Annotated in this window: 22 protein-coding genes; 15 read left to right on the plus strand and 7 right to left on the minus strand. The window is 35.2% G+C overall.

What is annotated here, in order from left to right; translation table 11 throughout:
- Positions 1-554: 554 nt before the first annotated feature.
- The 15 genes from EV144_RS13795 (at position 555) to moaA (ending at position 14,555) form a co-directional block, all read left to right on the plus strand.
- A complete protein-coding gene (locus tag EV144_RS13795; RefSeq protein ID WP_134149663.1) occupies positions 555-2,027 on the plus strand; it encodes an MFS transporter in 1,473 nt (490 codons plus the stop codon).
- 55 nt (positions 2,028-2,082) lie between these two features.
- Entirely contained in the window at positions 2,083-3,132 is a 1,050-nt protein-coding gene (locus EV144_RS13800) for an MFS transporter (RefSeq protein WP_134149665.1), read from the plus strand.
- Between the two features lie 152 nt (positions 3,133-3,284).
- Entirely contained in the window at positions 3,285-5,501 is a 2,217-nt protein-coding gene (locus EV144_RS13805; protein WP_134149962.1) for a molybdopterin oxidoreductase family protein, read from the plus strand.
- Between the two features lie 18 nt (positions 5,502-5,519).
- Positions 5,520-6,089 (plus strand): 4Fe-4S dicluster domain-containing protein, encoded by a 570-nt coding sequence (locus EV144_RS13810; protein WP_134149667.1) that lies wholly within the window; start codon positions 5,520-5,522, stop codon positions 6,087-6,089.
- A gap of 11 nt (positions 6,090-6,100) precedes the next feature.
- Entirely contained in the window at positions 6,101-6,619 is a 519-nt protein-coding gene (locus EV144_RS13815) for a ubiquinol-cytochrome c reductase iron-sulfur subunit (RefSeq protein WP_134149669.1), read from the plus strand.
- A 27-nt stretch (positions 6,620-6,646) separates the two neighbouring features.
- Entirely contained in the window at positions 6,647-6,895 is a 249-nt protein-coding gene (locus EV144_RS13820; protein WP_134149671.1) for a DUF6755 family protein, read from the plus strand.
- Between the two features lie 167 nt (positions 6,896-7,062).
- A complete protein-coding gene (gene glp, locus EV144_RS13825) occupies positions 7,063-8,235 on the plus strand; it encodes a gephyrin-like molybdotransferase Glp (RefSeq protein WP_134149673.1) in 1,173 nt (390 codons plus the stop codon).
- Between the two features lie 280 nt (positions 8,236-8,515).
- Positions 8,516-9,262 (plus strand): sulfite exporter TauE/SafE family protein, encoded by a 747-nt coding sequence (locus EV144_RS13830; protein ID WP_134149675.1) that lies wholly within the window; start codon positions 8,516-8,518, stop codon positions 9,260-9,262.
- Positions 9,263-9,383: 121 nt separating this feature from the next.
- On the plus strand, positions 9,384-9,956 hold the full coding sequence (locus tag EV144_RS13835) for a molybdenum cofactor guanylyltransferase (protein ID WP_134149677.1): 573 nt from the start codon (positions 9,384-9,386) through the stop codon (positions 9,954-9,956).
- 5 nt (positions 9,957-9,961) lie between these two features.
- Positions 9,962-10,753: a uroporphyrinogen-III C-methyltransferase gene (gene cobA / locus EV144_RS13840; protein ID WP_134149679.1), complete on the plus strand. Its 792-nt coding sequence runs from the start codon at positions 9,962-9,964 to the stop codon at positions 10,751-10,753.
- Positions 10,753-10,989: a MoaD/ThiS family protein gene (locus EV144_RS13845; protein ID WP_134149680.1), complete on the plus strand. Its 237-nt coding sequence runs from the start codon at positions 10,753-10,755 to the stop codon at positions 10,987-10,989. The genes cobA and EV144_RS13845 overlap by 1 nt, the downstream gene beginning before the upstream one ends.
- Positions 10,990-11,000: 11 nt before the next feature.
- Positions 11,001-12,071 carry a HesA/MoeB/ThiF family protein gene (gene moeB / locus EV144_RS13850; protein ID WP_134149682.1) on the plus strand — a complete coding sequence of 357 codons (1,071 nt, stop codon included), beginning with the start codon at positions 11,001-11,003 and terminating at the stop codon, positions 12,069-12,071.
- Positions 12,072-12,211: 140 nt separating this feature from the next.
- Entirely contained in the window at positions 12,212-12,643 is a 432-nt protein-coding gene (locus tag EV144_RS13855) for a molybdenum cofactor biosynthesis protein MoaE (protein ID WP_134149685.1), read from the plus strand.
- Positions 12,644-12,646: 3 nt separating this feature from the next.
- Complete coding sequence (moaCB, locus tag EV144_RS13860) at positions 12,647-13,561, plus strand: bifunctional molybdenum cofactor biosynthesis protein MoaC/MoaB (RefSeq protein WP_134149686.1); 915 nt, start codon at positions 12,647-12,649, stop codon at positions 13,559-13,561.
- Entirely contained in the window at positions 13,548-14,555 is a 1,008-nt protein-coding gene (gene moaA, locus EV144_RS13865; RefSeq protein WP_134149687.1) for a GTP 3',8-cyclase MoaA, read from the plus strand. Before moaCB ends, moaA begins: the two co-directional genes overlap by 14 nt.
- A 153-nt stretch (positions 14,556-14,708) precedes the next feature.
- Here moaA and EV144_RS13870 read toward each other — a convergent pair whose 3' ends face one another.
- From EV144_RS13870 to EV144_RS13900, 7 genes are all read right to left on the minus strand, one after another.
- Positions 14,709-15,341 (minus strand): hypothetical protein, encoded by a 633-nt coding sequence (locus tag EV144_RS13870; protein WP_134149689.1) that lies wholly within the window; start codon positions 15,339-15,341, stop codon positions 14,709-14,711.
- Between the two features lie 231 nt (positions 15,342-15,572).
- On the minus strand, positions 15,573-17,003 hold the full coding sequence (locus tag EV144_RS13875; protein ID WP_134149690.1) for a rubredoxin: 1,431 nt from the start codon (positions 17,001-17,003) through the stop codon (positions 15,573-15,575).
- 253 nt (positions 17,004-17,256) lie between these two features.
- Complete coding sequence (locus tag EV144_RS13880; protein WP_134149691.1) at positions 17,257-20,775, minus strand: nitrate reductase; 3,519 nt, start codon at positions 20,773-20,775, stop codon at positions 17,257-17,259.
- A gap of 177 nt (positions 20,776-20,952) precedes the next feature.
- On the minus strand, positions 20,953-21,318 hold the full coding sequence (locus EV144_RS13885; protein WP_134149693.1) for a hypothetical protein: 366 nt from the start codon (positions 21,316-21,318) through the stop codon (positions 20,953-20,955).
- 138 nt (positions 21,319-21,456) lie between these two features.
- Positions 21,457-22,719: an alginate export family protein gene (locus EV144_RS13890; RefSeq protein WP_134149694.1), complete on the minus strand. Its 1,263-nt coding sequence runs from the start codon at positions 22,717-22,719 to the stop codon at positions 21,457-21,459.
- A gap of 66 nt (positions 22,720-22,785) precedes the next feature.
- A complete protein-coding gene (locus tag EV144_RS13895) occupies positions 22,786-24,261 on the minus strand; it encodes an MFS transporter (protein WP_134149695.1) in 1,476 nt (491 codons plus the stop codon).
- A gap of 165 nt (positions 24,262-24,426) precedes the next feature.
- Entirely contained in the window at positions 24,427-25,083 is a 657-nt protein-coding gene (locus EV144_RS13900) for a response regulator transcription factor (RefSeq protein ID WP_134149697.1), read from the minus strand.
- Positions 25,084-25,276 lie beyond the last annotated feature (193 nt).

The following is a 25,276-nucleotide window of genomic DNA, read 5'->3' on the forward strand; positions in this document are numbered from 1 at the left end:
AAACTCTACTAATTCTATAGACAAAGTTAATTTTAATATAATAAAATCCAAAAAATTATGTAATTATTTTTTTTGGAAGCACAATTTAGAAGAAAATTTACATCGATTTTGATATTTAAATATTTGATTTTCAATAATTTATATAAAATTTCAATAATGAAACAAAAGTTAAAAAATCTTTTTTAAACGCTTTAAAAATGTAGTATTTTATACTTAATTTTCTAATTTTTAAAGCCTTAGAGATTCCAATAAACGCACTCAAAACGTCTGAGAAAGACAAGATTAGAAAATTACTCAAATTTTATAAAATAAGAAGTGTCAATTTTAAACCATATAAATGATATAAGTTCATTTAACAATGGGACTTATATTTACTTATATAACTTATATGGTTTATAAAACGTTTGTAAGTATGTAAATAATTGATACAGAATTAATTATTTGTGAGAATTTTTGCTAATTTTAAGTCGTTTAAAAAAACAGCACTTTTTACTTCGCTGTTTTAAGTTGAAAATAGAATCAGTTTTTAAGTATAATTTATAACACTATTTTATATGGCAAATCTTTCTCAATCTCATCGCATTCTTTTCTTCAATACATTGGCCTTTATGGTTTGTTTTGCCTGCTGGACTATCAATGGCGTTTTGATTACTTTTCTAAATGATCGCGGCATTTTTGAATGGAACGTTGTCGAAATTGGCTGGCTCTTAGGAATTCCGATTTTAACGGGATCAATTATGCGATTGCCAATGGGAATTTTAACGGATAAATTTGGCGGAAAACCAGTGTATTGTACCTTACTTATTTTATCTTCAATCCCGATGTTTTTGCTTCCTTTTGCGACTAATTTCTGGATGTTTGCCATACTAAGTTTTCTCTTCGGAATGGTCGGAACCAGTTTTGCTGTTGGCGTTGGTTACACTTCACTTTGGTATCCAAAAGAATGGCAGGGAAGAGCACTTGGAATTTTCGGAATGGGAAGTTCCGGCGCGGCTTTAACGACATTTCTGGCGCCAACATTATTAACCAAATTTTCTGAAAGCGACCCGGAAAACGGTTGGAAATGGCTGCCAATAATTTACGGAATCGCCTTATTAGTAATGGGAGTTGCTTTTTTAATTTTCACCCAAAACAAAAAAATAGAAGCACAGTCAAAAACCGTTAAACAATTACTACAACCCTTAAACAGTAAACGTGTCTGGCGTTTTGGACTTTATTATTTTTTGGTTTTTGGTTCTTTTGTTGCCTTTTCGCAATGGTTGCTGCCTAATTTTATGAGCGTTTATCATACTACATTAGTAACCGGAGGATTATTTGCAGCCTTATTTAGTCTTCCATCTGGCGTAATTAGAGCGTACGGAGGTTTTTTATCCGATAGATTTGGTGCCAGAAAAGTAATGTATTGGGTTTTGAGTTCGTCTGTAGTTTTGAGTTTTTTACTGATGTTTCCCAAAATGGAAATAACCACTTCGGGAGCGGGACTTTTAGCTTCTAAAGCCGGAACTGTAACTTCAATTACCGACAATCAAATCGTTGTTGGCGAGAAAACTTATTCCATAACAAAAGAAGATAAAAACGCAGCACACAGCAGATTTTTACCTTCAAAAAAATCATGGCAGGAAATAGTTGTAGCACAAAATCAACAAATACAAAAGAAAGATTTATTGGCAGAAGGAATCACGCAAATACATTTTGAAGCCAATATGTGGGTTTATCTGGTATTGGTTATTTTAATTGGTGCCGCGTGGGGAATTGGCGCTGCAGCGGTTTACAAACATATTCCCGATTATTTCCCGAATGAAGTCGGCGTAATCGGCGGTATGGTCGGGTTACTCGGTGGATTGGGCGGTTTTGTAGGCCCGATTATTTTTGGATATCTCTTAAGCACAACAGGTTTCTGGACCAGTTCGTGGGTATTTATATTAATTATTTCGCTGATCTGCCTCATCTGGATGCACCGCGTTGTAGTAAAACTCATGAAAGAGAAATTGCCAGAATTTGCTAAAGATTTTGATCACAAAAACTAAAATCTCTATTTATTATAAAGCGTAGAAATTTATCATCATTTAAATTTAATTTAAAATGAAAAATAAAACCTTTAATACCAAAGCTCTACTTGTTGCAACGGCCGTATCGATACTCACAATTGCGTTTGTTTTTTTGGGATCAAGACGGCTCCAAAATTTTGATGCAGCATTAATCACCTATTTATTCGGAACTGTTTTTGCTTTTTTTGGCATAGTGTACCGCTACACCGTTTGGTTGCAGCGTCCGCCAACTTGGATGTATTTTAAGCGAAGCATGAAGCTTTTATTCAGCGGAAAAATAATTTCTCATTTATGGTTCTTAGGAAAAGAATCAGTCGGAAATATTGTCGTTCAGAAATTTATTTATCCCAGAAGTAAATACCGTTGGTTTGCGCATTTTTGCATCGCAATTGGCTGTTTATCCGCTTTTGCAATTACAATTCCGTTAACGTTTGGGTGGATACATTTTACACTAGCACCCAATTCAATTTCGATTTACGAAGCGCATTTCTTCGGATTTACAATAATGGATTTTAAAATTAATTCCTTTTTAGCCTTTTTAATTTTTCATGCCTTAAACTGGTCTTCATGGCTGGTAATTATAGGTTCGGTTTATTATTTAAGAAGAAGATTAACCAATCCGGGATTAATTGCGGCACAAACTTTTGAAGGCGATTTACTGCCTTTAATTTTATTAATCGCCATATCAGTAACAGGTTTGTGTTTGACCTATTCCTATCAATTTATGAAAGGATTTGCGTATGATTTTCTAGCCGTAATACATGCCGTAACCGTAATCATGTTTTTAATTTGGATTCCGTTTGGGAAATTCTTTCACATTATTCAACGCCCCGCACAAATCGGAGCGCACATTTACAAAAAAGAAGGAATCAAAAAAGGAATGGCAGTCTGCCCACATACCGGAGAAGAATTTGCAACACAGCTGCATATAGACGACTTAAAAATTGTAACCAAACAATTAGGCTTCGACTTCACCCACGAAGATGGAACTTCTCATCTCGACCTAAGCCCCGAAGGAAAAAGATCCCGTCTCGCTCAAGCACACTTAAAAGCAAGATTAGAAAGTGGAAGTCTTTTTGGATAATTTATAAAGTTTAAGGTTTCAGGTTTAAAGTTTCAAGTTACTGGAATGTTAATCTGAGCGTATAATTAAAAGTTTCAAGTTCAGGTTCCAACTAACTTGAAACCTGAAACTTGAAACAAAAAATGTCTGAAACAAAAAAAACAAAAGCAAAAATGGCAAAACTACCTATAGCCCCAGAAAAAATAATAGAAGCATTTGGTCCGCATTTAAATTACGCACCAAAAGACGGTTATGACGGAAGAGATGAACCAGACGAAATCGTAAAAACACATTGTTGTTTCTGCGGGATGCAATGCGGTATTCAATTATTAGTAAAAGAAAATAAAGTGGTAGGTTTTGAGCCGTGGATGGAATTTCCGTTTAACGAAGGACGTTTGTGTCCGAAAGGCGTTCAAAGATATTTGCAAAACAATCATCCCGACCGACTTTTGCATCCGCTAAAAAGAGTTGAAGGAAAAGGTTTTGAGAAAACAACCTGGGATGAAGCAATGGATAAAACCATTTCTGAAATAAAAAGAATTCAGGAGAAATATGGCAATCACGCATTTTCTATGCTTTCTGGAGTTTCATTGACCAATGAAAAAAGTTATTTAGTTGGAAAATTTGCCCGCGTAGCCTTAAAAACCAGAAACTTAGATTATAACGGAAGATTGTGCATGGTAAGCGCCGGCGCCGGAAACAAAAAAGCATTTGGTTTAGACCGCGCCTCCAACAATTACTCAGATTTAGAATATGCCGAAGTGATCATTGTTACGGGAGCCAATATCAGCGAAACTTTCCCAACCCTCACACATTGGATTTGGAAAGCCAGAGACCGTGGTGCAAAACTAATAGTTATTGATCCAAGAATGATTCCGTTGGCACGAACCGCAGACATTCACCTAGATGTAAAACCCGGGACAGATTCTGCTTTATACGGCGCAATGCTAAAATATTTAGTAGATCACGATATGCTCGACCATGATTTTATTGACAATTATACATCAGGTTTTCAGGAGACTATTGATGCTGTAAAAGAGTATACTTTAGAATGGGCAGAAGAAATTACCGGAATTGATAAAGAAAAAATAAAAGCCGCAACCGAATTATGGGGAAAAGCAAAAACGAGTTTCTTGTTACACGCGCGCGGCATCGAACATCATTCTAAAGGCGTAGATAATGTTTTGGGCTGTATCAATTTAGTTCTGGCAACTGGAAGAATCGGAAGACCGTATTGCGGTTACGGAACTATTACAGGACAAGGAAACGGACAAGGCGGAAGAGAACACGGTCATAAATGCGATCAATTGCCCGGAAATCGTGATATCGAAAATCCCGAACACAGAAAATACATTTCTGAAGTTTGGGGTATAAAAGAAGAAGATATGCCTCATAAAGGACTTACCGCTTATGAAATTATCGAAGCCATTCACAGCGGAGAAATAAAAGGATTGATTTCGATTTGTTTTAATCCGTTAGTTTCACTTCCAAACAATAATTATGTTCGGTCTGCACTCGAAAAATTAGAATTTTATGTCTGCATTGATTTCTTTTTGAATGAAACCGCGCGCCACGCCGATATAGTTTTGGCAGGATCTTTACAGGAAGAAGAAGAAGGTACAACAACTTCGGCAGAAGGAAGAGTAATCAGAATCAGACAAGCCGTTACACCTCCGGGAGAAGCAAGAACCGATACTTCGATATTTTTAGAATTAGCCAAAAGACTGGGCGTTGAAGATAAATTTACGTACGAAAACAGCGAAGCCATTTTCAACGAATTAAGAGTAGCTTCAAAAGGCGGAACAGCCGATTATTTTGGAATTACCTATAAAAAAGTCGAAGAAAATATGGGCGTTTTCTGGCCTTGCCCAACAGAAGATCATCCCGGAACGCCAAGATTATGGGAAGACAAAAAATTTAAAACCCCAGACGGAAAAGCACATTTTAATCCTGCGCCATACAAATTACCGGGAGAAGTTACCGATGAAGAATATCCGATAACATTAACAACAGGACGCGTCGTTTCGCAATATTTAAGCGGTACACAAACCCGAAGAATTGGGAAATTAGTCGATCAGTTTCCAGAACCAATGGTAGAAATTCATCCCGAATTGGCTTTAAAATACAATATAAAACAAAGAGAATTAGTGCGGGTTGCAACGCGTAGAGGCGAAGGAATATTTCCGGCAAATATCGTAGAAACGATTCGAAAAGACACCGTTTTTATTCCGTATCACTGGCCCGGAACAAAATCGGCAAATCAACTTACGCCAGGAACTTTAGACCCAATTTCTAAAATTCCAGAGTTTAAAGTCTGCGCCTGTCTGCTTGATCCGCTTGGGAAAATAGCGCCGCCAACCAAAGAATCTGAAGCTTACGCAAGTATTTAATCGTAAAATAATGACACCATGAATCTAACTAATTTTAATACAAGTGAAGAATTCTTTGTCGATTTGCAAAGATGTATCGGATGTAAAGCCTGCGAAATGGCCTGCGCCGAATGCGAGACAAACGGACAAGAATCCTTAATCAGCGTAAATTATGTAGATCGTTCCTCGACAATTCAGACCACAGTACAGGTTTGTATGCATTGCGAAGATCCGGTTTGTGCCAATGTTTGTCCTGCAGATGCAATTTCGCAAGACGAATACGGAATCGTGCATACGGCAAATACAGAAAGATGCATTGGATGTTCCAACTGCGTAATGGCTTGTCCGTTTGGAGTTCCCAAAAAAATGGAAGAATACGATTTGATGATGAAATGTACGATGTGTTACGACCGAACAAGCGTAGGTAAAAAACCGATGTGCGCCACCGTTTGTCCGAGCGGTGCTTTATTCTTCGGAACAAGAGCACAAATTGAAGAAATGAGACCCAACAGCACACCAATAAACACTTTCATTTTCGGACAAGAAACCGTTAAAACCAAAGTCAATATTATGATGCCAAAAGGCAGTAATGAATTAAGAATATATTAAATCTAAAATCCATGTCTAAAGAAGATAATTTAAATACAAACTGGAAAAAAGATTTCCCAATAAAAAAACAAGAGTCAACTCAGGTAAGCCGACGTGATTTTGCCAAATTCCTGACTTTTGTTTCCGGCGGCTTAATGGTAGGAAGTGGATTTGTCGCAGCGAAAGCCTATTTCCTGCCAAAAGAAGAAGTACAAGGCGAACATTTTATCTGCAATAAAGAAGAAGTTCCTGTAGGAGGAACCAGAGGTTTTGTGATTGAAGGAAGTACAATTCCGTATATTTTAGTCCACCTCGAAAGCGGTGATTTTAGAGCCTACGAACAAAAATGTACCCATTTATCGTGTTCCGTATTTTATAAACCCGGAACTGGAATCATACATTGTCCGTGTCACGAAGGATCGTTTGATGCCATGACAGGCGATGTAATTGCAGGGCCTCCACCAAGAGCACTGCCGCAATTAGAAGTATTTTTTAAAGAAAATAAAATCTTCGTAAAAGCATTAGCCGAAAATAAAAACAAAGAAAGCTAATCAGTATAATACTTAAAATAATATACCATGAGTACATTTAGAAGAAGTCAGAACCGTTCCAATCCAAATAAATTGAATAATATACTTTCTACTTTGATTTTTATTTTAATATTGAATGTAAGTATTCAGATTTGGCTTTTGTATGCATCATTAAATAATGCTTTAGACAATAACAAAGAAATATTATTGCCCGCATTTATCGCTTCGGCGGTGCTGTTTTTTATTGGTTTTGCATGGTTGTATTATTTACCATCAGGAAACTTCAAAAGGAAATAAAATGAAATCTTCAATTTAAAAAGGCTATTTTGGTTTTTTCTGAATCTATTTAAAGTAATTACGCTAAATTTATATTTTTTAAAAGTTTAAGATATTTTAAGGAACTAAACTAAGTAAAAGTACTTATATTTGTGATAAGTATTTTTTGCTTTTAATAAAACAGCCAAATGATCAAAGTTGAAGAAGCCATAGCAATAATTGAAGCGAATAGTACTAAAATGCCAACCAAACGAATTGAGGTTCGTAAAGCGTTGGGATATGTTTTGGCAGAGAAAGTAATTTCTCCAATAAATATGCCCCCGTTTCGTCAGTCGGCTATGGACGGTTATGCTTTTACGCACAGCATTAGACACCAGTATGATATTGTTGGAATTTCTCAGGCCGGAGATCATTCCAATATAAAATTAAAAGAAACCCAAGCCATTAGAATATTTACAGGCGCTTATGTTCCCGACGACGCAGATACAGTTGTAATGCAGGAACATGTAATGGCAAACAAAGATTCTATTCTAATTGCTACAATGCCCGAAAAATTGTCAAATGTTCGCCCAAAAGGAGAACAAATCGCAAAAGATGAGGTTGTTTTTGAAGCCAATACATTCATAACTCCCGCTGCAATTGGATTTTTGGCCAGTTTAGGAATTACAGAAATCGAAGTTTATAAAAAGCCTAAAATTGCCATTTTAGTAACCGGAAATGAATTAGTTGCGCCAGGAAAAAAACTAAAAAAAGGAAAAATATTTGAAAGTAATTCCATAATGTTAGAAGTCGCGCTTCAAACTATCGGAATTGAAAAAACGAAAATTTACAGAGTAAAAGACAATTTAAAAGCGACTAAAAAAGCTTTAAAAAGCATTCTAAAAAAGAATGATATTGTTTTAGTTTCGGGCGGAATTTCAGTTGGAGACTATGATTTTGTAAAAGAGGCTTTATTGCAAAACGACGTAAAAGAGTTATTCTATAAAATCAATCAAAAACCGGGAAAACCGATGTTCTTTGGCTCAAAAAGTGAAACTTTAGTTTTTGCCCTTCCCGGAAATCCTGCGTCATCGCTGACGAATTTTTATATTTATGTTGCGCCGGCAGTCAAAAATAGAATGGGATTTGCAGAAATTCATAAACCAAAAGTAGTTCGAAAATTAAATTCGGATATTAAAAACAATACCGGAAAAACATTGTTTCTAAAAGCAAAATACGACGAAACAAATGTGACCGTTTTAGAAAGTCAAAGTTCCGCAATGCTAAATACTTTTGCTGTGGGAAACAGTTTATTGATCGTTCCGGAAAATGTAGAAAATTATATAAAAGGACAATCAGTTACATTATTGCCGATTGATTAGATTTTAGAATTTTTTAGAAAATAGAATAAAGAGTAAAGAAAATAGATTTTTGAGGTGGAAGATGAGAAGCGCTGTATAAATAAAAACATATAGAGATATTCATGATTCGAGATACACGCTCCTGCAAGGTTTCCAAAACCTTGTAGGTATTTACGATAAACTATTATTTTTTATGTTGTAGAGCTTTTATACCTACAAGGTTTTGGAAACCTTGCAGGAATCGCAAAGATTGAAAAACCTGAAACTTTAAACCTGGAACAAAAGAAACAAAAACAAAAAAATGACCCTATTAACCTCAGAAAATATAATCCTTTTCAGTTTTGCCTTAATTATAATTGCGTTCTTATATTCAAGTGTTGGTCACGGCGGAGCTTCGGGATATTTGGCACTAATGAGCATTTTTGCATTCCCGATTTCAATTATGAAACCATCGGCATTGTTGTTGAATTTATTCGTTGCCAGTATTTCGTTTTTGTTTTATTATAGAAAGAATTATTTCAGACCAAAGCTCTTTTATCCGTTTGCAATTGCTTCGATTCCGGCAGCATTTATTGGCGGATTTGTTACTTTAGACAGTACCGTTTATAAAATCATTCTGGGAATTGTATTGGTGTTTGCAGCCTTGAGATTATTTGGAGTTTTTAATTTTAAAGAAAAAGAAGAAGTAAAAATCAATCTTCCGTTTGCATTAGCGATAGGATTTGCAATAGGTTTATTATCAGGAATGTTAGGAATTGGTGGTGGAATTATTCTAAGTCCGATTTTATTATTTTTAGGATGGGCAAATGTAAAAGAATCAGCAGCGATTTCGAGTTTATTCATTTTCGTGAATTCATTTGCCGGAATGCTGGGTTTTCTTTTAGGAGGAAAAACAATACCGATGGATAGTTTTTATTTAGTTCCGATTGCAATTGTAGGCGGAATGTTAGGAGGATTTTACGGAAGCGGTTATTTCTCTAACAAAACATTAAAAATGGTTTTAGGAGTTGTGATTTTAATGGCAAGTATTAAGTTGATTTTTCCTTGAGATCATTTAATTTTATTTATGTAGATAATATTGAATCAGTTTGTCATTTCTCGTTCCTCGAAATGACAAAGATTGGAAAACCTGAAACCTGAAACAAAGAAAAACCTGAAACAAAAAAACAATGGAAAATCTAACAGTTTTTATTCTTTGCGGCGGAAAAAGCACGAGAATGCAGTCAGAAAAAGGACTGGTTTTGTTTCAGCAAAAACCATTTATAGAACATATAATTCAAGCAATCTTGCCAATTACAGAAAAGATTGAACTGATAACCAATACAAAAGAATACGATTATCTGCCGTATCAAAAAATGTCAGATATAATTTTAGATAAAGGACCGCTAGGTGGAATTTATACCGCACTAACGAACTCAGAAACCGAATTTAATTTGATTTTAAGCTGTGATATTCCGTTAATTTCTACCGAATTATTATCAGAATTAATTTCAAAACATACAAAAGAAGCCAGAATAACGGTTTTTGCTTCAGAAAGTAAAGTACATCCTTTGATTGGAATTTATTCTAAAAAAGCGCTTCCAATAATAAAAGAAGCAATTGATGCAAACGAACTAAAAATGATGGATTTGCTTGCAAAAGTGCCACACCAGATTATCAATATCGATGAAAGTGAAAATTTTCATTTAAGCAATATTAATTCGATTGATGAATTAAACGACCTGAATATCAATTTAAGTTAAGAAGTATGAAAACCTTGAAAACCCCGAAATTAACAGTTGTAGGCGCAGGTCCAGGCGATGTAGAATTGATTACGCTTAAAGCCATAAAAGCGTTAAAAAATGCCGATGTGGTTTTATACGATGCTTTGGTCAACGAAGAATTATTGCAGTATGCAGAACAGGCAGAGATTGTTTTTGTTGGAAAACGTTTAGGCTGTCATGCATATTCACAAGATCAGATTAACGAATTAATTGTTTCAATGGCCAATCGTTACGGGCATGTTGTACGTTTAAAAGGCGGTGATCCGTTTATTTTTGGAAGAGGAAGTGAGGAAATCGAATATGCAGTAAAATTTGGCTTAGAAGCCGATGTTGTTCCCGGAATTTCGTCTGCGCTTGGAGTTCCTGCAACGGTTGGAATCAGTTTAACACAACGCAAAACAGCCGAAAGTTTTTGGGTAATTACCGGAACTACTTCAGATCATAAATTATCAAAAGATGTGCTTTTAGCTTCAAAATCGGCAGCTACAGTTGTGATTTTAATGGGAATGCACAAGCTAAACGAAATCATCGAGATTTATAAAGAAAACAGAACGGATGATCTTCCCATTGCCATTATCCAAAACGGAACAAAAAATTCAGAGCAAAAAGTGGTTGGAACTATGAGCACAATCGCTAAATTAGTATCCGAAAATAATATCTCTTCGCCAGCCATTATTGTGATTGGAGAAGTGGTGAAAAATACATCAAAACTGACTTCTTATTTTCAGGAGCATTTTGAAGATGAATTTATTTTTCAAAATTTAAATTTAGAATAATGATTGAGATTAAATATTTTGGAGCTGTCGCTGAAAAAACAAAATGCGCTTTCGAAAAAGTAACTTCTTCGGATATTTCACTGCAGGTTTTATTGCAGGATTTAGAAGAAAAATACCAATTTGAGGCAATGACATTCAGCGTAGCAGTAAACCAGAAAATAATTCAAAAAGCAGCAGATTATCAGTTAAAATCGACTGATGTTGTGGCTTTGTTACCGCCTTTTGCAGGAGGTTAAAAATTGATTTTATGAATGCGTCACATCGTTATAACAGACAAATAATTCTTCCCGAAATTGGAGAAAATGGACAGGAAAAACTCGCCAAAGCTAAAGTTTTAGTTATTGGTGCAGGTGGTCTGGGTGCAGCGGTTCTTCCGTATTTGGCGGCTGCAGGCGTTGGCGAAATCGGAATTGTTGATGATGATGTTGTCGAAATTTCAAACCTGCAAAGACAAGTAATTTATAAAAGTTCATCGGTAGGGAAATATAAAGCTGAAGAAGCAAAAACAATGCTTTCAGAATTAAATCCGCTGATAAAAGTCAATGCGATTGCAGAATGGCTTTCTGGAGAAAATGCAATTCAATTATTTGAAAAATACGATATTGTGGTGGACGCCACAGATAATTTATCCATAAAATATCTTATAAACGATGCTTGCTTAATTGCAAATAAACCAATGGTTTACGGATCTATTTTTAGATTTGAAGGTCAGGTTTCGGTTTTTAATTATCAAAACGGACCAACGTACAGATGTTTGTTTCCAAACGAAAACAACAGATCATTAAATTGTGAAGATGCCGGTGTAATAGGCATTTCGGTTGGAATTATCGGAATGTTTCAAGCCAATGAAGTAATTAAAATGATTCTGGAAATAGGAGAAGTTTTAAATGGAAAATTATTGGTTTACAATATTCTAAATAATGAACAGCAAAAATATGATTTCGAAAAAAACAGTGATTTCAAATTAGATAAAATTGCTTTCGAAGAAAAATATAAAACAGTAGAAAATCAAGTTGAAGAAATTGATGCTGAAGTTGCTTTAAGTAAAATGGATCTGGAAGAAATTCTCTTTTTAGATGTTCGAAATGAAGATGAACTTCCGAAAATAAATTTAAAAAATAGTATTCAGATTCCGTTAATTCAGCTGGAAAACGAAATTGAAAATTTAGATAAAAATAAAACCATTTACGTTTTCTGTCAATCCGGAATAAGAAGCAAAATCGCAGTTGAATTATTTCAGAGAAAGAAATTTAAAAACGTAAAAAGTATTGCTGGCGGTGCTTTGGCAATGAGGCAATTATTAAAAGAAAAAGTATAGCCACAGATTAAAAGGATTTTCTCTCGCAGATTTTGCAGATTGAGCAGATCTAATTTTGATAAAATTGAAATTAGTACCATTGGAAATCAGCAAAATATGCGAGAAAACTAATTCTATAAGCTGGCTAAAAAACATAAAAAATGAGTAAAAATGTATTTGTAGAAGGACCAATTTCTCCCGAATTTATAGCGGAGTCAATTGCCAAACACCAATCGAAACATACGATTGGTGCGCACAATATTTTTCTGGGACAAGTTCGCGCAGATGTAATTCATGAGAATACCGTTGCCGCGATTGATTATTCGGCTTACACCGATATGGCGAATGAAGCTTTGCACACGATTAGAGAAAAGGCATTCGCAAAATTCGATTTAACCTGCATGCACATTTACCACAGTTTGGGTGTTGTAAAAGCAGGCGAAATATGTTTGTTTGTATTTGTTTCGGCAACAAGAAGAAAACAAGTTTATGAAGCGACAGAAGCAATCGTAAACTGGATTAAAACTGATGTGCCGATTTTTGGTAAAGAAATATTTGAAAATGGCGCTTTCACCTGGAAGCAAAATACCTAATAAATGGTTGATATAACGCATAAAATAAGCACATTAAGAACAGCAACCGCAACTGCAATTGTAAAAGTAAGCAAACAGGAAACAATTGATGCCGTTGTAAATAATCTGGTGCCAAAAGGAAATGTTTTTGAAATGGCTAAAACAGCCGGATTATTTGCGGTAAAAAACACGCATTTATCAATTCCGGACTGTCATCCGCTTCCAATTGAATTTACTTCGGTAGAATATAAAATTGAAGGTTTAACGATTGAAATTATTTTCAACGTAAAAACCGTTTACAAAACCGGAGTTGAGGTTGAGGCCATGCACGGCGCATCGATTGTGGCGCTGACTATGTACGATATGCTGAAACCAATTGACAAAGAAATTGAAATTTCGACCATTAAATTGATCAATAAAGAAGGCGGAAAATCGTCTTTTAAAAATAAATTTCCGAACGTAATAAAAGCCGCGGTTTTTGTTTGTTCCGATTCGATTTTTGCGGGCGATAAAGAAGATCGCTCGGGAAAAATAATCGTAGAAAAACTAACGTCTTACGGAGTAGAAACCGGACATTACGAAATTATTCCTGACGAAATTGATGTGATTCAGGAAAGAACATTAGCTTTTTCGAAAGAAAATCAATTGGTAATTTTTACGGGCGGAACAGGTTTATCTCCACGAGATGTAACGCCAGAAGCGCTTTCACCATTATTAGAAAGCAGAATTCCGGGAATAGAAGAAGCAATTCGCGATTACGGGCAACAAAGAATGCCGTACGCAATGTTATCACGAACAGTTGCAGGAACTTTAGGTAAAAGTTTAGTTTTGGCTTTGCCAGGTTCAACAAACGGAGCAAGAGAATCTATGGATGCAGTTTTTCCGCATCTTTTGCACGTTTTTCATATTTTAAAAGGTAAAAATCATGACAGCCTCTAACACGGTTTTAACGGATGATTTTGGGCGAAAACACAATTACTTGCGTATTTCGCTGTTGGAGAAATGCAATCTGCGTTGTACGTACTGCATGCCTGCCGACGGAATTGCCTTGTCTCCTAAAGCCAGTTTAATGACGGCAGATGAGATTTTTGCAATTGCCCAGACTTTCGTAGAAAATGGTGTTGACAAAATAAGATTAACAGGCGGAGAACCGCTTTTGAGAAAAGATTTTCCAGAGATTATTTCCAAATTATCAACTTTAGAAACTTCTCTTTCTATAACTACAAACGGAATTTTAATTGATCGCCATATTGAGGTTTTAAAGCAATTTAAGGTTAAAAAAATCAATTTGAGTTTAGATACTTTGATTTCGTCAAAATTTCATTCTATAACGCTTAGAAATCAGTTTGAGAAAGTTATTGATAATCTTCATTTACTTTTGAATAATGATTTTCAGGTAAAAGTAAATGTAGTTTTGATAAAAGGTTTTAATGATAACGAAATTATTGACTTTGTCAAACTAACGCAATTTCTGCCGATTTCGATTCGTTTTATCGAATTTATGCCTTTTGCCGGAAACGAGTGGGACAGAAGCAAAATGGTTTCGCAAAACGAAATTCTTTCTGAAGTTGGGACTGCTTTTTCATCCGAAGAAATTCAAAAATTAGAAGACGAAAAAAACTTTACTTCCCGTAATTATAAAATAAAAGGTTTTCAAGGTGATTTCGGAATCATAAGTTCGATTACAAATCCGTTTTGTGATTCCTGCAACAGAATCCGCCTGACGGCAAACGGGAAAATTAAAAACTGCCTTTTCTCTAATTCTGAAACCGATTTACTAACGGCGTATAGAAACGGGGAATCGATTACGGATTTGATTTCATCTTCCATTAAAAATAAGAAAAAAGTTAGGGCAGGAATGGTTACCATTTCTGAAATGGATGATCCTGCGCTGCATTTTGATAATCGCAGTATGATTGCGATTGGGGGGTAGACTACGTTACGGATTATAGGAACGCCCTTCGACTCCGCTCAGGGTGACACAAAGATTGTCTGGCTGAGCGGAGTCGAAGCCCCCGCACAGTTGCCACAACAATGCATAAAAAAGGGTTCAACCTTTTTAAGTTCAACCCTTTTTTAAATAATATTATTTTTTCTTTTTAGCTTTTGACTTTTTTTGTGCCTTTGCTTTCTTTTTTGCTATTTTTTTAGCTTTAACTTTTTGTTTTGCTTTTTTCGCTTTTTCTTTCTTTTTCGCGTTAGCTTTTTGTTTTGCTTTTTTAGCTTTCTCTTTCTTTTTATCGTTTTTCGCTTTTTCTTTTTTCTTAGCTAATTTCTTTTTTGCTTTTTCTTTTTCCTTGTCTTTCATTTTCTTCTTTTTATCCTTTGATTTATCTTTTGTTTTTTCTTCCGTATCTGCATCAGTTGATGCATCTTTAACTTCAGCAATAGGCGTTTCTACAGCTGTTTTTACAGTTGTTGCAATTGGTGCTTTTTTTGCAGGAGTTGCAGGTTTTGTAGCTGCAGCTGGAACTGTTTTCGCAACTGGTTTTGCTGGTGCTTTTGTTGGTGTTACTTTTGCTGCTGTCGTAGCTGTTGGTTTTGGCGCCGCTGGTTTTGCAGCTGTAGAAGCTGTTGCGGTTTTAACAGGAGCTTTACGAACAGGAGTTTTTGCTGGTGTTGTAGTCTCTTTTGGTGTATTTTCTACAGCGGGTTGAGCATTTTCAACAGCTGGAGAATCATTTTTCTCGGGAGTATTTTCTGAGATGTTGTTTTCCATATTAAGGTGCTTTAAATGAGTATATTTCAATAATGTAACCAAATTGTTAATTTATGGTTAAGTAAAGATAATTATAAAACAAGTCTTTCAATGTTAAGTTTTTAGTTAAATTTCTGAATTAAATATCTAAAATTCAAACATTTAACTTTTTTACTGAAATTTAAAACTGAAATCTCTTAACAATTCTACATGGAAAAATGCACTATTTTACTTTATAAAACACGATTTTGGTTAATTTACGGCAACTTCCAGGATCTTAAAATTACTTTTAGGAGCTTCGCACAACGAACAACAATAGCTTTCTGGAAGATTGGTAAACAAAATTCCTTTCGCAATATTTTGACTTTCATCTCCGTATTCCGAATTATAAATTGTTAAACATTCCTGACATTGATAGATATCCAATTGCGGTTTTTCTTTTTTCTGTTTGTTTTCTACCGTTTCCGGAATGGAGTTTCCGAGCTCTTCAAAATACTTTCGACTTAATTCAATTAATATTGTCGGCAATTCCAGTTTGTCAATATCTTGAGAATGCACAATATATTCTCTCGTATTAGGATCGAAATTCTTCGCAAACAATACATTATAAGTATCTCTGATTTTAATAGATTCTAAAGCCGCCGGAAGTTCATTTTTTTCAATAACAATGGATGTAAAATAATGGCCGTCGCGATTGTATTCGGAGATTCCGAAATTCAATCCATAAGTACTGATGTCAAATTGATCTAAAGTTCGAACTAAAAAAGTTTTTAAGTTTAAAGACCATTCTGTAGCGACAGGCAAATGCCAGTTTAATTCTAATAACGAATGACGAACATTGATTCCTTTTTTACCCAGGAATTTTTCCCATTCCAGTTTTCTATCCTTTGGAATTCCTTTTACAATAAAAGATTTCCACGGCGTAATACATATTTTTCCGATTTTGCATTCAAAACACAAATCGCACATTTCTTTTAGGAAATCTAAATCGTAAAGATTATTTCGCCAATACAAACCCAGCCAATATTGGTCGATTCCCATTCTGTTCATTCCTTCATAATAAGGAAAAGGATAAAACGGAACATTTAAAGGTTTGTCAATTGTTCTATTATTTGTGTCAAGAGCTTCGCTTACCAAACTGAAAAGCGTTTCGATATCAAAAGAATCTTCTTCAGTAATCTTTTCAATTTCGTAATATATTTTAGCAAGATCCCAAGTATAAAGCAAAACAGGATAAATTTCCATACGTTCCCATTTTGGTAAACGGATGTATAAATACCAATAATCCTCGTGTTCTGAAGCTATAAAGTTTAAATGACCCGTAAACAACGGAACCAATTGTTGTTTAGGATCGGTAATGTTTACTTTTAGTTTTGGCTGTTCTTTAAATTCTTCTAAAACATATAAAAAACGATTTCCGGTAAGCCAGTTTGTATTTCTAAAAATATCGGTAGAAACATAAGAGGAAACAATATTATTACCGCTTTTTTGATCGGGATAAACAAAATGATGTTTTCCAAAATCCTGCTCGTGAAAAGATTTAAAACCTTTAGGAAAAATAATATCCTGTCTCGATCCAAAAGAAATCGAATCTAAACCCTGATCCATTGCAATGTTTACAACTTCCCGAAGTTCTCCCGGCGAAATAACGCCTCCTTTTACTATAAGTCTTGTAAGTTCCATTTTTTTGCTTTTTTTGTTTCAGGTTTTGTTTTTGTTTCAGGTTTTCAATCTCACCGGTTTCCTGCAAGGTTTCCAAAACCTTGTAGGTATTTATTATATATCTTTCTAATCGATTCTAAATATTTACTTTTAATAAAGTTTAATACCTACAAGGTTTTGGAAACCTTGCAGGAACGCGTATTTGATAATTAGTTTCTAGTTTGAGCGTTCCAACAACTTGAAACATGAAACCTGAAACCTGAAACAAAACAAACTAAACTTTGCACTTTGCGAGTATCTCTTTAACCTCTGTTTTACAACTTCCGCATCCTAAACCTGCGCCGGTATTTTTACATAATTCAGTAAAATCATTTACGCCGCTTTTAATTGTTTCTTCGATATTTCCGGCTCCAACCTGACTGCAGGAACACACTAGTTTTCCTATAATCGGTTTTGCGCTAGAGCTTCCTCGGAGCAGTTTATCACGTTTGTCTGATAACTCGATTTTGCTTTCGATCATGGTTTTAAACTCGGCAAATTCGTTTTTATCGCCCATTAAAATGGCTCCGACTAATAAATCATTTTTTACAATGCATTTTTTGTAATAACGTTTCTTCAAATCGGTAAAAACAATTTCTTCGTAAGAATCATCGTTTTCCGGAATCGTTAAATCGCCAATACTGCAAAGATTAATGTCTTCTAATTTTAAGATATTCATTAAAATAGAACCTTTATAATAACTGCTGATATCGCCTGCTAAAAAGTTAGCCAGAATATCAGCCTGTTCTTCTGCTGCAGAAGTAATTCCGAACAATTTATTTTCAAATTCTGCGATTTCCCCGATCGCAAAAACATCAGGATTTGAAGTTTGTAAATATTGATTGACTTTTACACCGCGTCCGCAGGCAAGTCCGGTTTCGCGTGCAATTTCTATATTCGGAATGGTTCCAATGGTATAAACAATGGCATTTGCCGTGATTATTTTACCGCTTTTTAAGGCAATTTCAATTTCATTCGGAGTATCAGTTTCAAAAACGGTGCTGACTTCATTATCAAAATAAATCTGAATATCACGAAGCTGTACTTCTTCGGCTAATAATTTACTCGAAATTCGATCCAACTGGCGTTCCATCAAACGAGAAGCGCGCTGAATAATCGTTGTTTTAACTTTTTTATGTTTTAATGCGGCAGCCAATTCCAAACCTAATAATCCACCGCCAATAATGACAACATGCTGTTCTTCTGGAGGTAAATTAGTGCTGTCAAGATGTTTTTTTAATCGGTCGGCATCTTCTTTTCTTCTTACGGTAAATCTTCCCGGAAGATGAAGCTGTGCATTTTCTGGTACAAAAGGACGGCTTCCGGTAGCGAGAATCAAAGAATCAAAAGTGTGCGTTTCTCCAAGACTGTCTGTAATTACTTTTTGGTCGGCATCGATTTTATCAATTGCAACGCCGGCTTTCATCGTAATGTTTAATTTCTGAAGCGTTTCGCCGTCTTTTACTTTTAACAATTGTTCCCACGTAAATTCTCCCGTCATATATTCGGGAAGTAAAACACGATTATAAAACGGATTTATTTCATTAGAAAAAACAATAATTTCATCGGTGGAATTGAATTCGCGGTAGTTTTGAATAAATCTAAAAGAAGCCGCTCCGGCACCAACAATTGCAATTTTCTGAAATGGTTTTACATATTTCTTAATTGAAACGGTAGTGAATTTAAAATCAGGTTCTTTTGAAATTGGATCTACAACTGTATTGGTTAAATTGTTGGTTCTGTTTAAATCATTTTCAAGCTGTTTTCCCCAATGCATTGGCAAGAAAAGCACTTTTTCTTTGATAGAATCGGTTACTTTTGCTTTTACCCGAACTTCACCATTTTTGCTCGAAACAATTATAATATCGCCGTTTTTAATTTCATTTTTAAAAGCATCAATCGGGTTTATTTCTAAAACTGGACTTGGCGTATGGGTAAGTAAACGCGAAACTTTTCCGGTTTTAGTCATAGTGTGCCATTGATCGCGAACCCTTCCTGTTGTTAGGATAAAAGGAAATTCGGGTGTTGGCTGTTCCGAAGTGTTTTCAATAGCCGTTGGTAAATTGAAAATTGCTTTTTGTGAAGGCGTATAAAACTTTTTATCGGTAAAAAGGCGAGGTGTTCCCGGATGTCCGTAATCTGGAACCGGCCATTGAAAAGTTCCTTCGGTTCTTAAACGATGATAATTTAAAAATGAGATATCAATATTTGTATTTTTTGTCAGCGCGCAGTGTTCTTTGTAAACTTCTTCGGCATTATTAAAATTGAATCCGTTGAAATTCATTTTTTTCGCAAAGCGAATTAAAATTTCTATGTCTGGAAGTGCTTCTCCCGGCGCGTTGATTCCTTTTGGTAAATAAGCAATTCGGCGCTCAGAATTGGTCATTGTTCCTTCTTTTTCTAACCAGCCAGCAGCCGGTAAAAGTAAATCGGCAAATTTTGCGGTATCGGCATTATGAGAAATATCCTGAACGACAACAAATTTAGCATTTTGAAGTGCTTTTTCGATACGACGAGAATCAGGTAAACTTACTAACGGGTTGGTACAAATAATCCAAACCGCTTTCATTTTTCCGGATTCCAAAGCGTCAAACATTTCAGTTGCTGTTAAACCTGGTTTATCTGAAATCTCGTCAACACCCCAAAAATCAGCCACTTCTTTTCTGTGTTCCGGATTGGCAATGTCTTTGTGTGCGGCCAAAAGTGTCGCCATGCCGCCAACTTCGCGTCCGCCCATTGCGTTGGGTTGTCCTGTTAAAGAAAATGGCCCAGAACCTGGTTTCCCAATTTGTCCCGTTAAAAGGGATAAATTTAATAAAGCGGTATTTTTATCTACACCAACAGCACTTTGGTTTAATCCCATTGCCCAAAGCGAAATAAATCCTTTTGCTTTACCGATTATATCGGCGGCAAGTTTTATATCGTTTACCGAAATGCCGCAGAGTTTAGAAGCTTTTTCTAATGAAGTTCCTAAAACTAAGTCTTTATATTGTTTGAAGTTTTCGGCGTGGTTTTTTACAAAATCATGATCTACGTAACCTTTCTCAATAATTCGTCGTGCAATGGCGTGATATAAAATAATATCTGAACCCGGAATAATCTGCAAATGCAAATCAGAGAAAGCGGCAGTATCTGTGCGGCGCGGATCAATGCAGATGATTTTTATTTTTGGATTTTTCTCTTTATGTTTTTCAATTCTTCGAAATAAAATCGGATGACACCAAGCCGGATTTGCGCCTGTAATCAGAAAAGTATCTGCCAGTTCAATATCATCGTAAGCAATTGGCACAGAATCTTCTCCAAAAGTTTTTTTGTAACCCACAACTGCAGAACTCATACAAAGACGAGAATTGGTGTCGATATTATTGGTTTTTAGAAAACCTTTTACAAGTTTGTTTACTAAGTAATATTCTTCGGTTAAACATTGCCCTGAAATATAAAATCCAACGCTGTCCGAGCCGTGTTTTTTTATTATGGAAGTAAAAACAGCGGCAGCACGGTCTAGTGCGGTGTCCCAGCTTACGCGTTCCAGCGGGTAGGTTTTACTTCCTCGCATTTCCGGATACAAAATTCTGTCTGAAGTATCATTAACTACGTAGTGCAGATTCATTCCCTTAGAACACAACATTCCTTTGTTTACCGGATGATCTTTGTCTCCCGTAACCATCACACCATTTTTTGCATCATTGGTTACGATGATTCCACAGCCAACGCCACAATAGGAACAAGTTGTTTTGATTTTGGTATTTTGCATTACGGTTTGTTTTAAGAGTATAAAATGTGCTTTACTGTATTATGAGTAAATCACTTAATTTAACTTAAAACAAAAATACGTATTTTTACGTATAAATACTTAATTTTAGAAATTTATTTTCTAAAAAAAGACTTTTATATAAATGCGAAAAAAGATCAAAAAAATGTCTCTTTAAACTTAACCTACAAAACTAGTTTCGCCACTGATAATATCTATTTCAGCAAAATTATGTTTTCCGATAACAACAAGTAATTTATTAGAATTATATCCCATATATCTTATTTGGGCTTCTCCAGATTTTAGCTTTCCGCAGACAGAAGTTATATTGGTCTGCCATTTTAATTTGCTTCTTTTATAGGCAGATATTGTTTGCAAATCATTTTCAACATAATAAATCATTTTGTCTTTTTTAATTCCTCTTTTTGGAGTTTTTGCAAAATTTATTTCTGAGTTGTTTGAAATTAAAGCATCATTGTATTTTTGAGGGATGCTGGTTTGAGTTGCAATAAAAGTTAACATTGATAGTTTTAAAATTGGCTTCATTTAGATAGAATTGGGGGTTCATAATCGATTCAAATATAACTAATTAATGTATATACAACGTTTTTATTAAAACAAATAAAAATACCCTTTTCCGAAATAGGAAAAGGGTAGAATATAGAAGTAAATTTTAAAGAAAAACTATTTTTTCCAGCTAAAAATTCTAGGATTCACAGAAATCATCAGCCAAGCCCAATTGTTGGTATGTCCGGCATCTCCATTTTTAATAAATTCTAAGGTTTTTGACCCAAACATTTGAGAATAACCTCCAGTTATTGTAATGTCTTTTTTGAAATTATAACCAAAAGTAGCATCAATTTCAGTTCCTAAATACGAATCTAATTCTTCTCCAATCGGATTAACAACTTTTGCTGCCGAAGCAAATACATGCGGAATCAAAGCAAACTGCCATTTGTTTACATTGTAATTCAATTTTAAAAAAGCATCTTGAAGCCCGACATTATTTATATGGTTTCCAACATAAAAATAATCCATATAACCGTTTAAACCGTGATTGGTTCCGAATATTGGGTTAAAAGATTTAATTACCGTACTGCCGTCATTTGTACTTTTTCCAGATAAAAATTCATATCCTAAACCAGCTTTAAAAGATTCAGTTATAGCATAATTTACGTTTGCAGCAGCATTCCAGGCACTTACTTCTTGATTGGTGCTTTTTCCGGTTTGACCGTAAAGCCAAAGGTTAGAATCTAGTTTTCCGGGTTTATAAGCTAAATAAGTACCGAAAGTCTGTTTGTAATCCACTAATAATTTAGTATCTGCATTTGCGTATTCATAACCTGTATTAAGTACTAAAAAACTCAAACCTAAATCGGTATTAAATTGGTTGTGAAACCACGCATATTGTAAAGCTTTGTAATTAGCAACGGTATAAGGTGTTTGTATAAGGTTTTCTGCAGTTGAGTTGTAAGCGCCTCCAAAATCCAGTTTTTGTTTTTCTGTTTGATAAGTGAAAGTTAAGGCATCATGACTCTGCGCTTGTTGTCCCCAATCTTGTTCGCCCAATATACGCTGATTATCGTAAGAAAGCACCTGACGTCCCATTCTGGCGCTCCATTTTTCGGTAAAAATGTATTGTGCCCATGCTTCAAAAACAGCTACACCATTTTTGTCTGCTGTGGCCGTAGGCGAAACATCTCCCCAGGTTCTGGTATTTTGAAAAGTCAATTTTACGATTAAGTCATCTTGTTTGTAATTGAAATTCAAACGGGAACGTTGTGATATTTGTGATGTACCTTTCTGTCCTTCGGGTAAAAGCGATTTGTAGCCGTTACGATATTCAAAACGCGGTCTCAACTGTAGGTTCATATCCAATTCCTGAGCCTGAAGAACAGAACCGATTATTCCGAATAAAAATAAAGTGATTATTTTTAGTTTTTTCATGATGGGGTTGGTTTAATTTTCCGCTAAAATAAAGGAAAAATACTATCTTTTACAATGATAAAAGCTTTAATTCTCTACTATCGGAGTTAAAATAGGTTGTTTCTCTGTGCTCATATTCGTTACCACTACATGCATCCAAATCAGGCAGATCGATGAAAATGCGAAAATGAAAATCCAGGAACTTGACCATATTCCGGTTGTAGTCAAAAGATATCCAAAAATAATTGGTCCGAAGAAACCTCCAAGTCCGCCGATCATTCCTACCATACCGCCGACTACACCAATAGAATTCGGGAAATAATCCGGGATGTATTTGTAAACTGCCGCTTTTCCAATTCCCCATGAAATACCAATAAGAATAACCAGAATTAAGAAAACGTACATATTTGCATCAAATTTTATGGTTGTAACTCCCTTTGCAATCAATTCTTTTTTAGCAATATTCTGATTTGGAGAAACTACTACATTCTGCCAGCTGGATGAAGTTGGAAAAATAGAACTTTCGTTCATTATCGAAGATTTCTGCAAAATTGGATATTCTTTTTCGCCAACTTTTACTGTACTTGCTGTAATTTCGTTTACGACACCTTTTTTAGCCGCCAGAATTCCAGGGCCGGCAGTTGTGATTTCCATTTTCGGAATCATTAAAAAGGCGCTTAAAATTACAGATGATCCTAAAACCCAATACATCACTTTTCGTGCTCCAAATTTATCTGATAAATAACCTCCAAAAGCACGGACTACGCCAGAAGGAAGGCTAAACATTGTGGCAAACAAACCGCCCATAACCAAACTGGTTTGATACACATTCATAAAGTTTGGAAGCAGCCATTGCGAATAAGCCACAAAACAGCCGAAAACCAAGAAATAATACGCTCCAAATCGCCATACACGCACACTTTTTAGAGAGCTAATCATTTGAGAAACACTTTTAGTCTGCGTTTCATTTTTTTTGTTTTTAGTGAAAATCAAAAAGATAATTCCAATAACAAGTAAAGCTACGGCATAAATCACCGGGAGAATTTTCCAGCCATTTGCCGGATCTTCAGCAGAAAAATGATTTAGTAGGGAAGGCGCAATAAAAGTCGTAATTGCAGCACCTGCATTTCCCATTCCGAAGATTCCAAGTGCTCTTCCCTGCCATTCTTTTGGATACCAGACAGAAGTAAAACCAATGCCGACAGCAAAACTGGTTCCGACCATTCCGAAGAGAAAACTTAAAAGTGCAAATAAGAAAAAGCTATTAGCAAAAGGCAGCAAAAAAAGAGGAATAGAGCAGAGGAGAAGCAGGAAAGAGTAAACATATTTTCCACCGTATTTATCAGTCAAAATTCCAATTGGCAAACGCATTACAGAGCCTGTTAGAATCGGGATTCCTAATAACCAGCCTACTTGTATAACACTCCAGTGGAAGATACCGTTGTCTACCAAAAACGTAACCAGAACACCATTTAATGTCCAGCACGCAAAACATACTGTGAACGCAAGTGTATTCAAAAAAAGAATCTTATGCGATTGCGATAAAGAGTTTGTATTTTTCATAGTACTTAAATTTGTTTTATCAAATGTAAGTACTAATTAAGTATTAATACGTATTTTTACTTAAGTATTTTTAGCTCAAAAATAAGTTTTGCCAACTTAACAAAATTGATTTGCTATTTTGTTAAAATGCTATTTTTAATGCTGATTTTTGGCTTTTAAGCAGTTTTATAAAAGTGAATATTCTGTAGCTTTATTAGAAAGCTCCATTAAATTCTTTACTTTCAGCTTTTTCATTAAATTAAAACGATGAACTTCAGCCGTTCGCTTGCTGATTTCAAGAGCTTCGGCAATTTCTTTATTTCCTTTACCAGAGAGTAAAAGTGTTAGGATTTCTTTCTCTCTTTTGGTAATCATCATTTCCTCTCCTAAATTTTGTTTAGGTTCAAGAGATACGCCAGTCGTTAATTGACTAATTAAAATAGATGAAATATCACCGCTAAAGTATTTACCTCCGCCAGAAACGGTGTGCAAAGCTTTTAGGAATTCGTCTTTGCTCGAACCTTTTAGTAAATATCCATCGGCACCGGCTTTTATGGATTTAAGTACGTATTCTTCAGATTCGTGCATAGAAAGCATGATGATTTTTACAGTACTGTTTTCGCTTCTAAGTTTTTCTACTACCTCGATACCCGTTAAATTCGGCATACGAATATCTACTATAAGTAAATCAGGCTGACTTGCAGCAACTACTTCCAAAGCATCGGCTCCATCAATAGCTTCGCCCACAACCTCAATGTTTGCTTCGTTTTCCAGTAAAGATTTTATTCCGTCTCTAACGAAAACATGGTCATCTGCCAGCACTACACGAATGATATTACTCATAATTTACTTAATTTGAATTCTGGGTTTTTACGTATATTCATCTAAAAAGAAGATGCTAATATACGTAATTTTTTAGATTGATAATTTCTAACATTAGAAATTTTAATGTTGAAATGTAAAATGGTTTTCAGGTTTCAGGTTTTAAGTTTCAGGTTTCAAGTTTTTGCGATCGTTTGATCGTGACGAAGGAAGG

Origin of the sequence: Flavobacterium sp. 270, assembly GCF_004368785.1 — a bacterium.
Taxonomy (GTDB): domain Bacteria; phylum Bacteroidota; class Bacteroidia; order Flavobacteriales; family Flavobacteriaceae; genus Flavobacterium.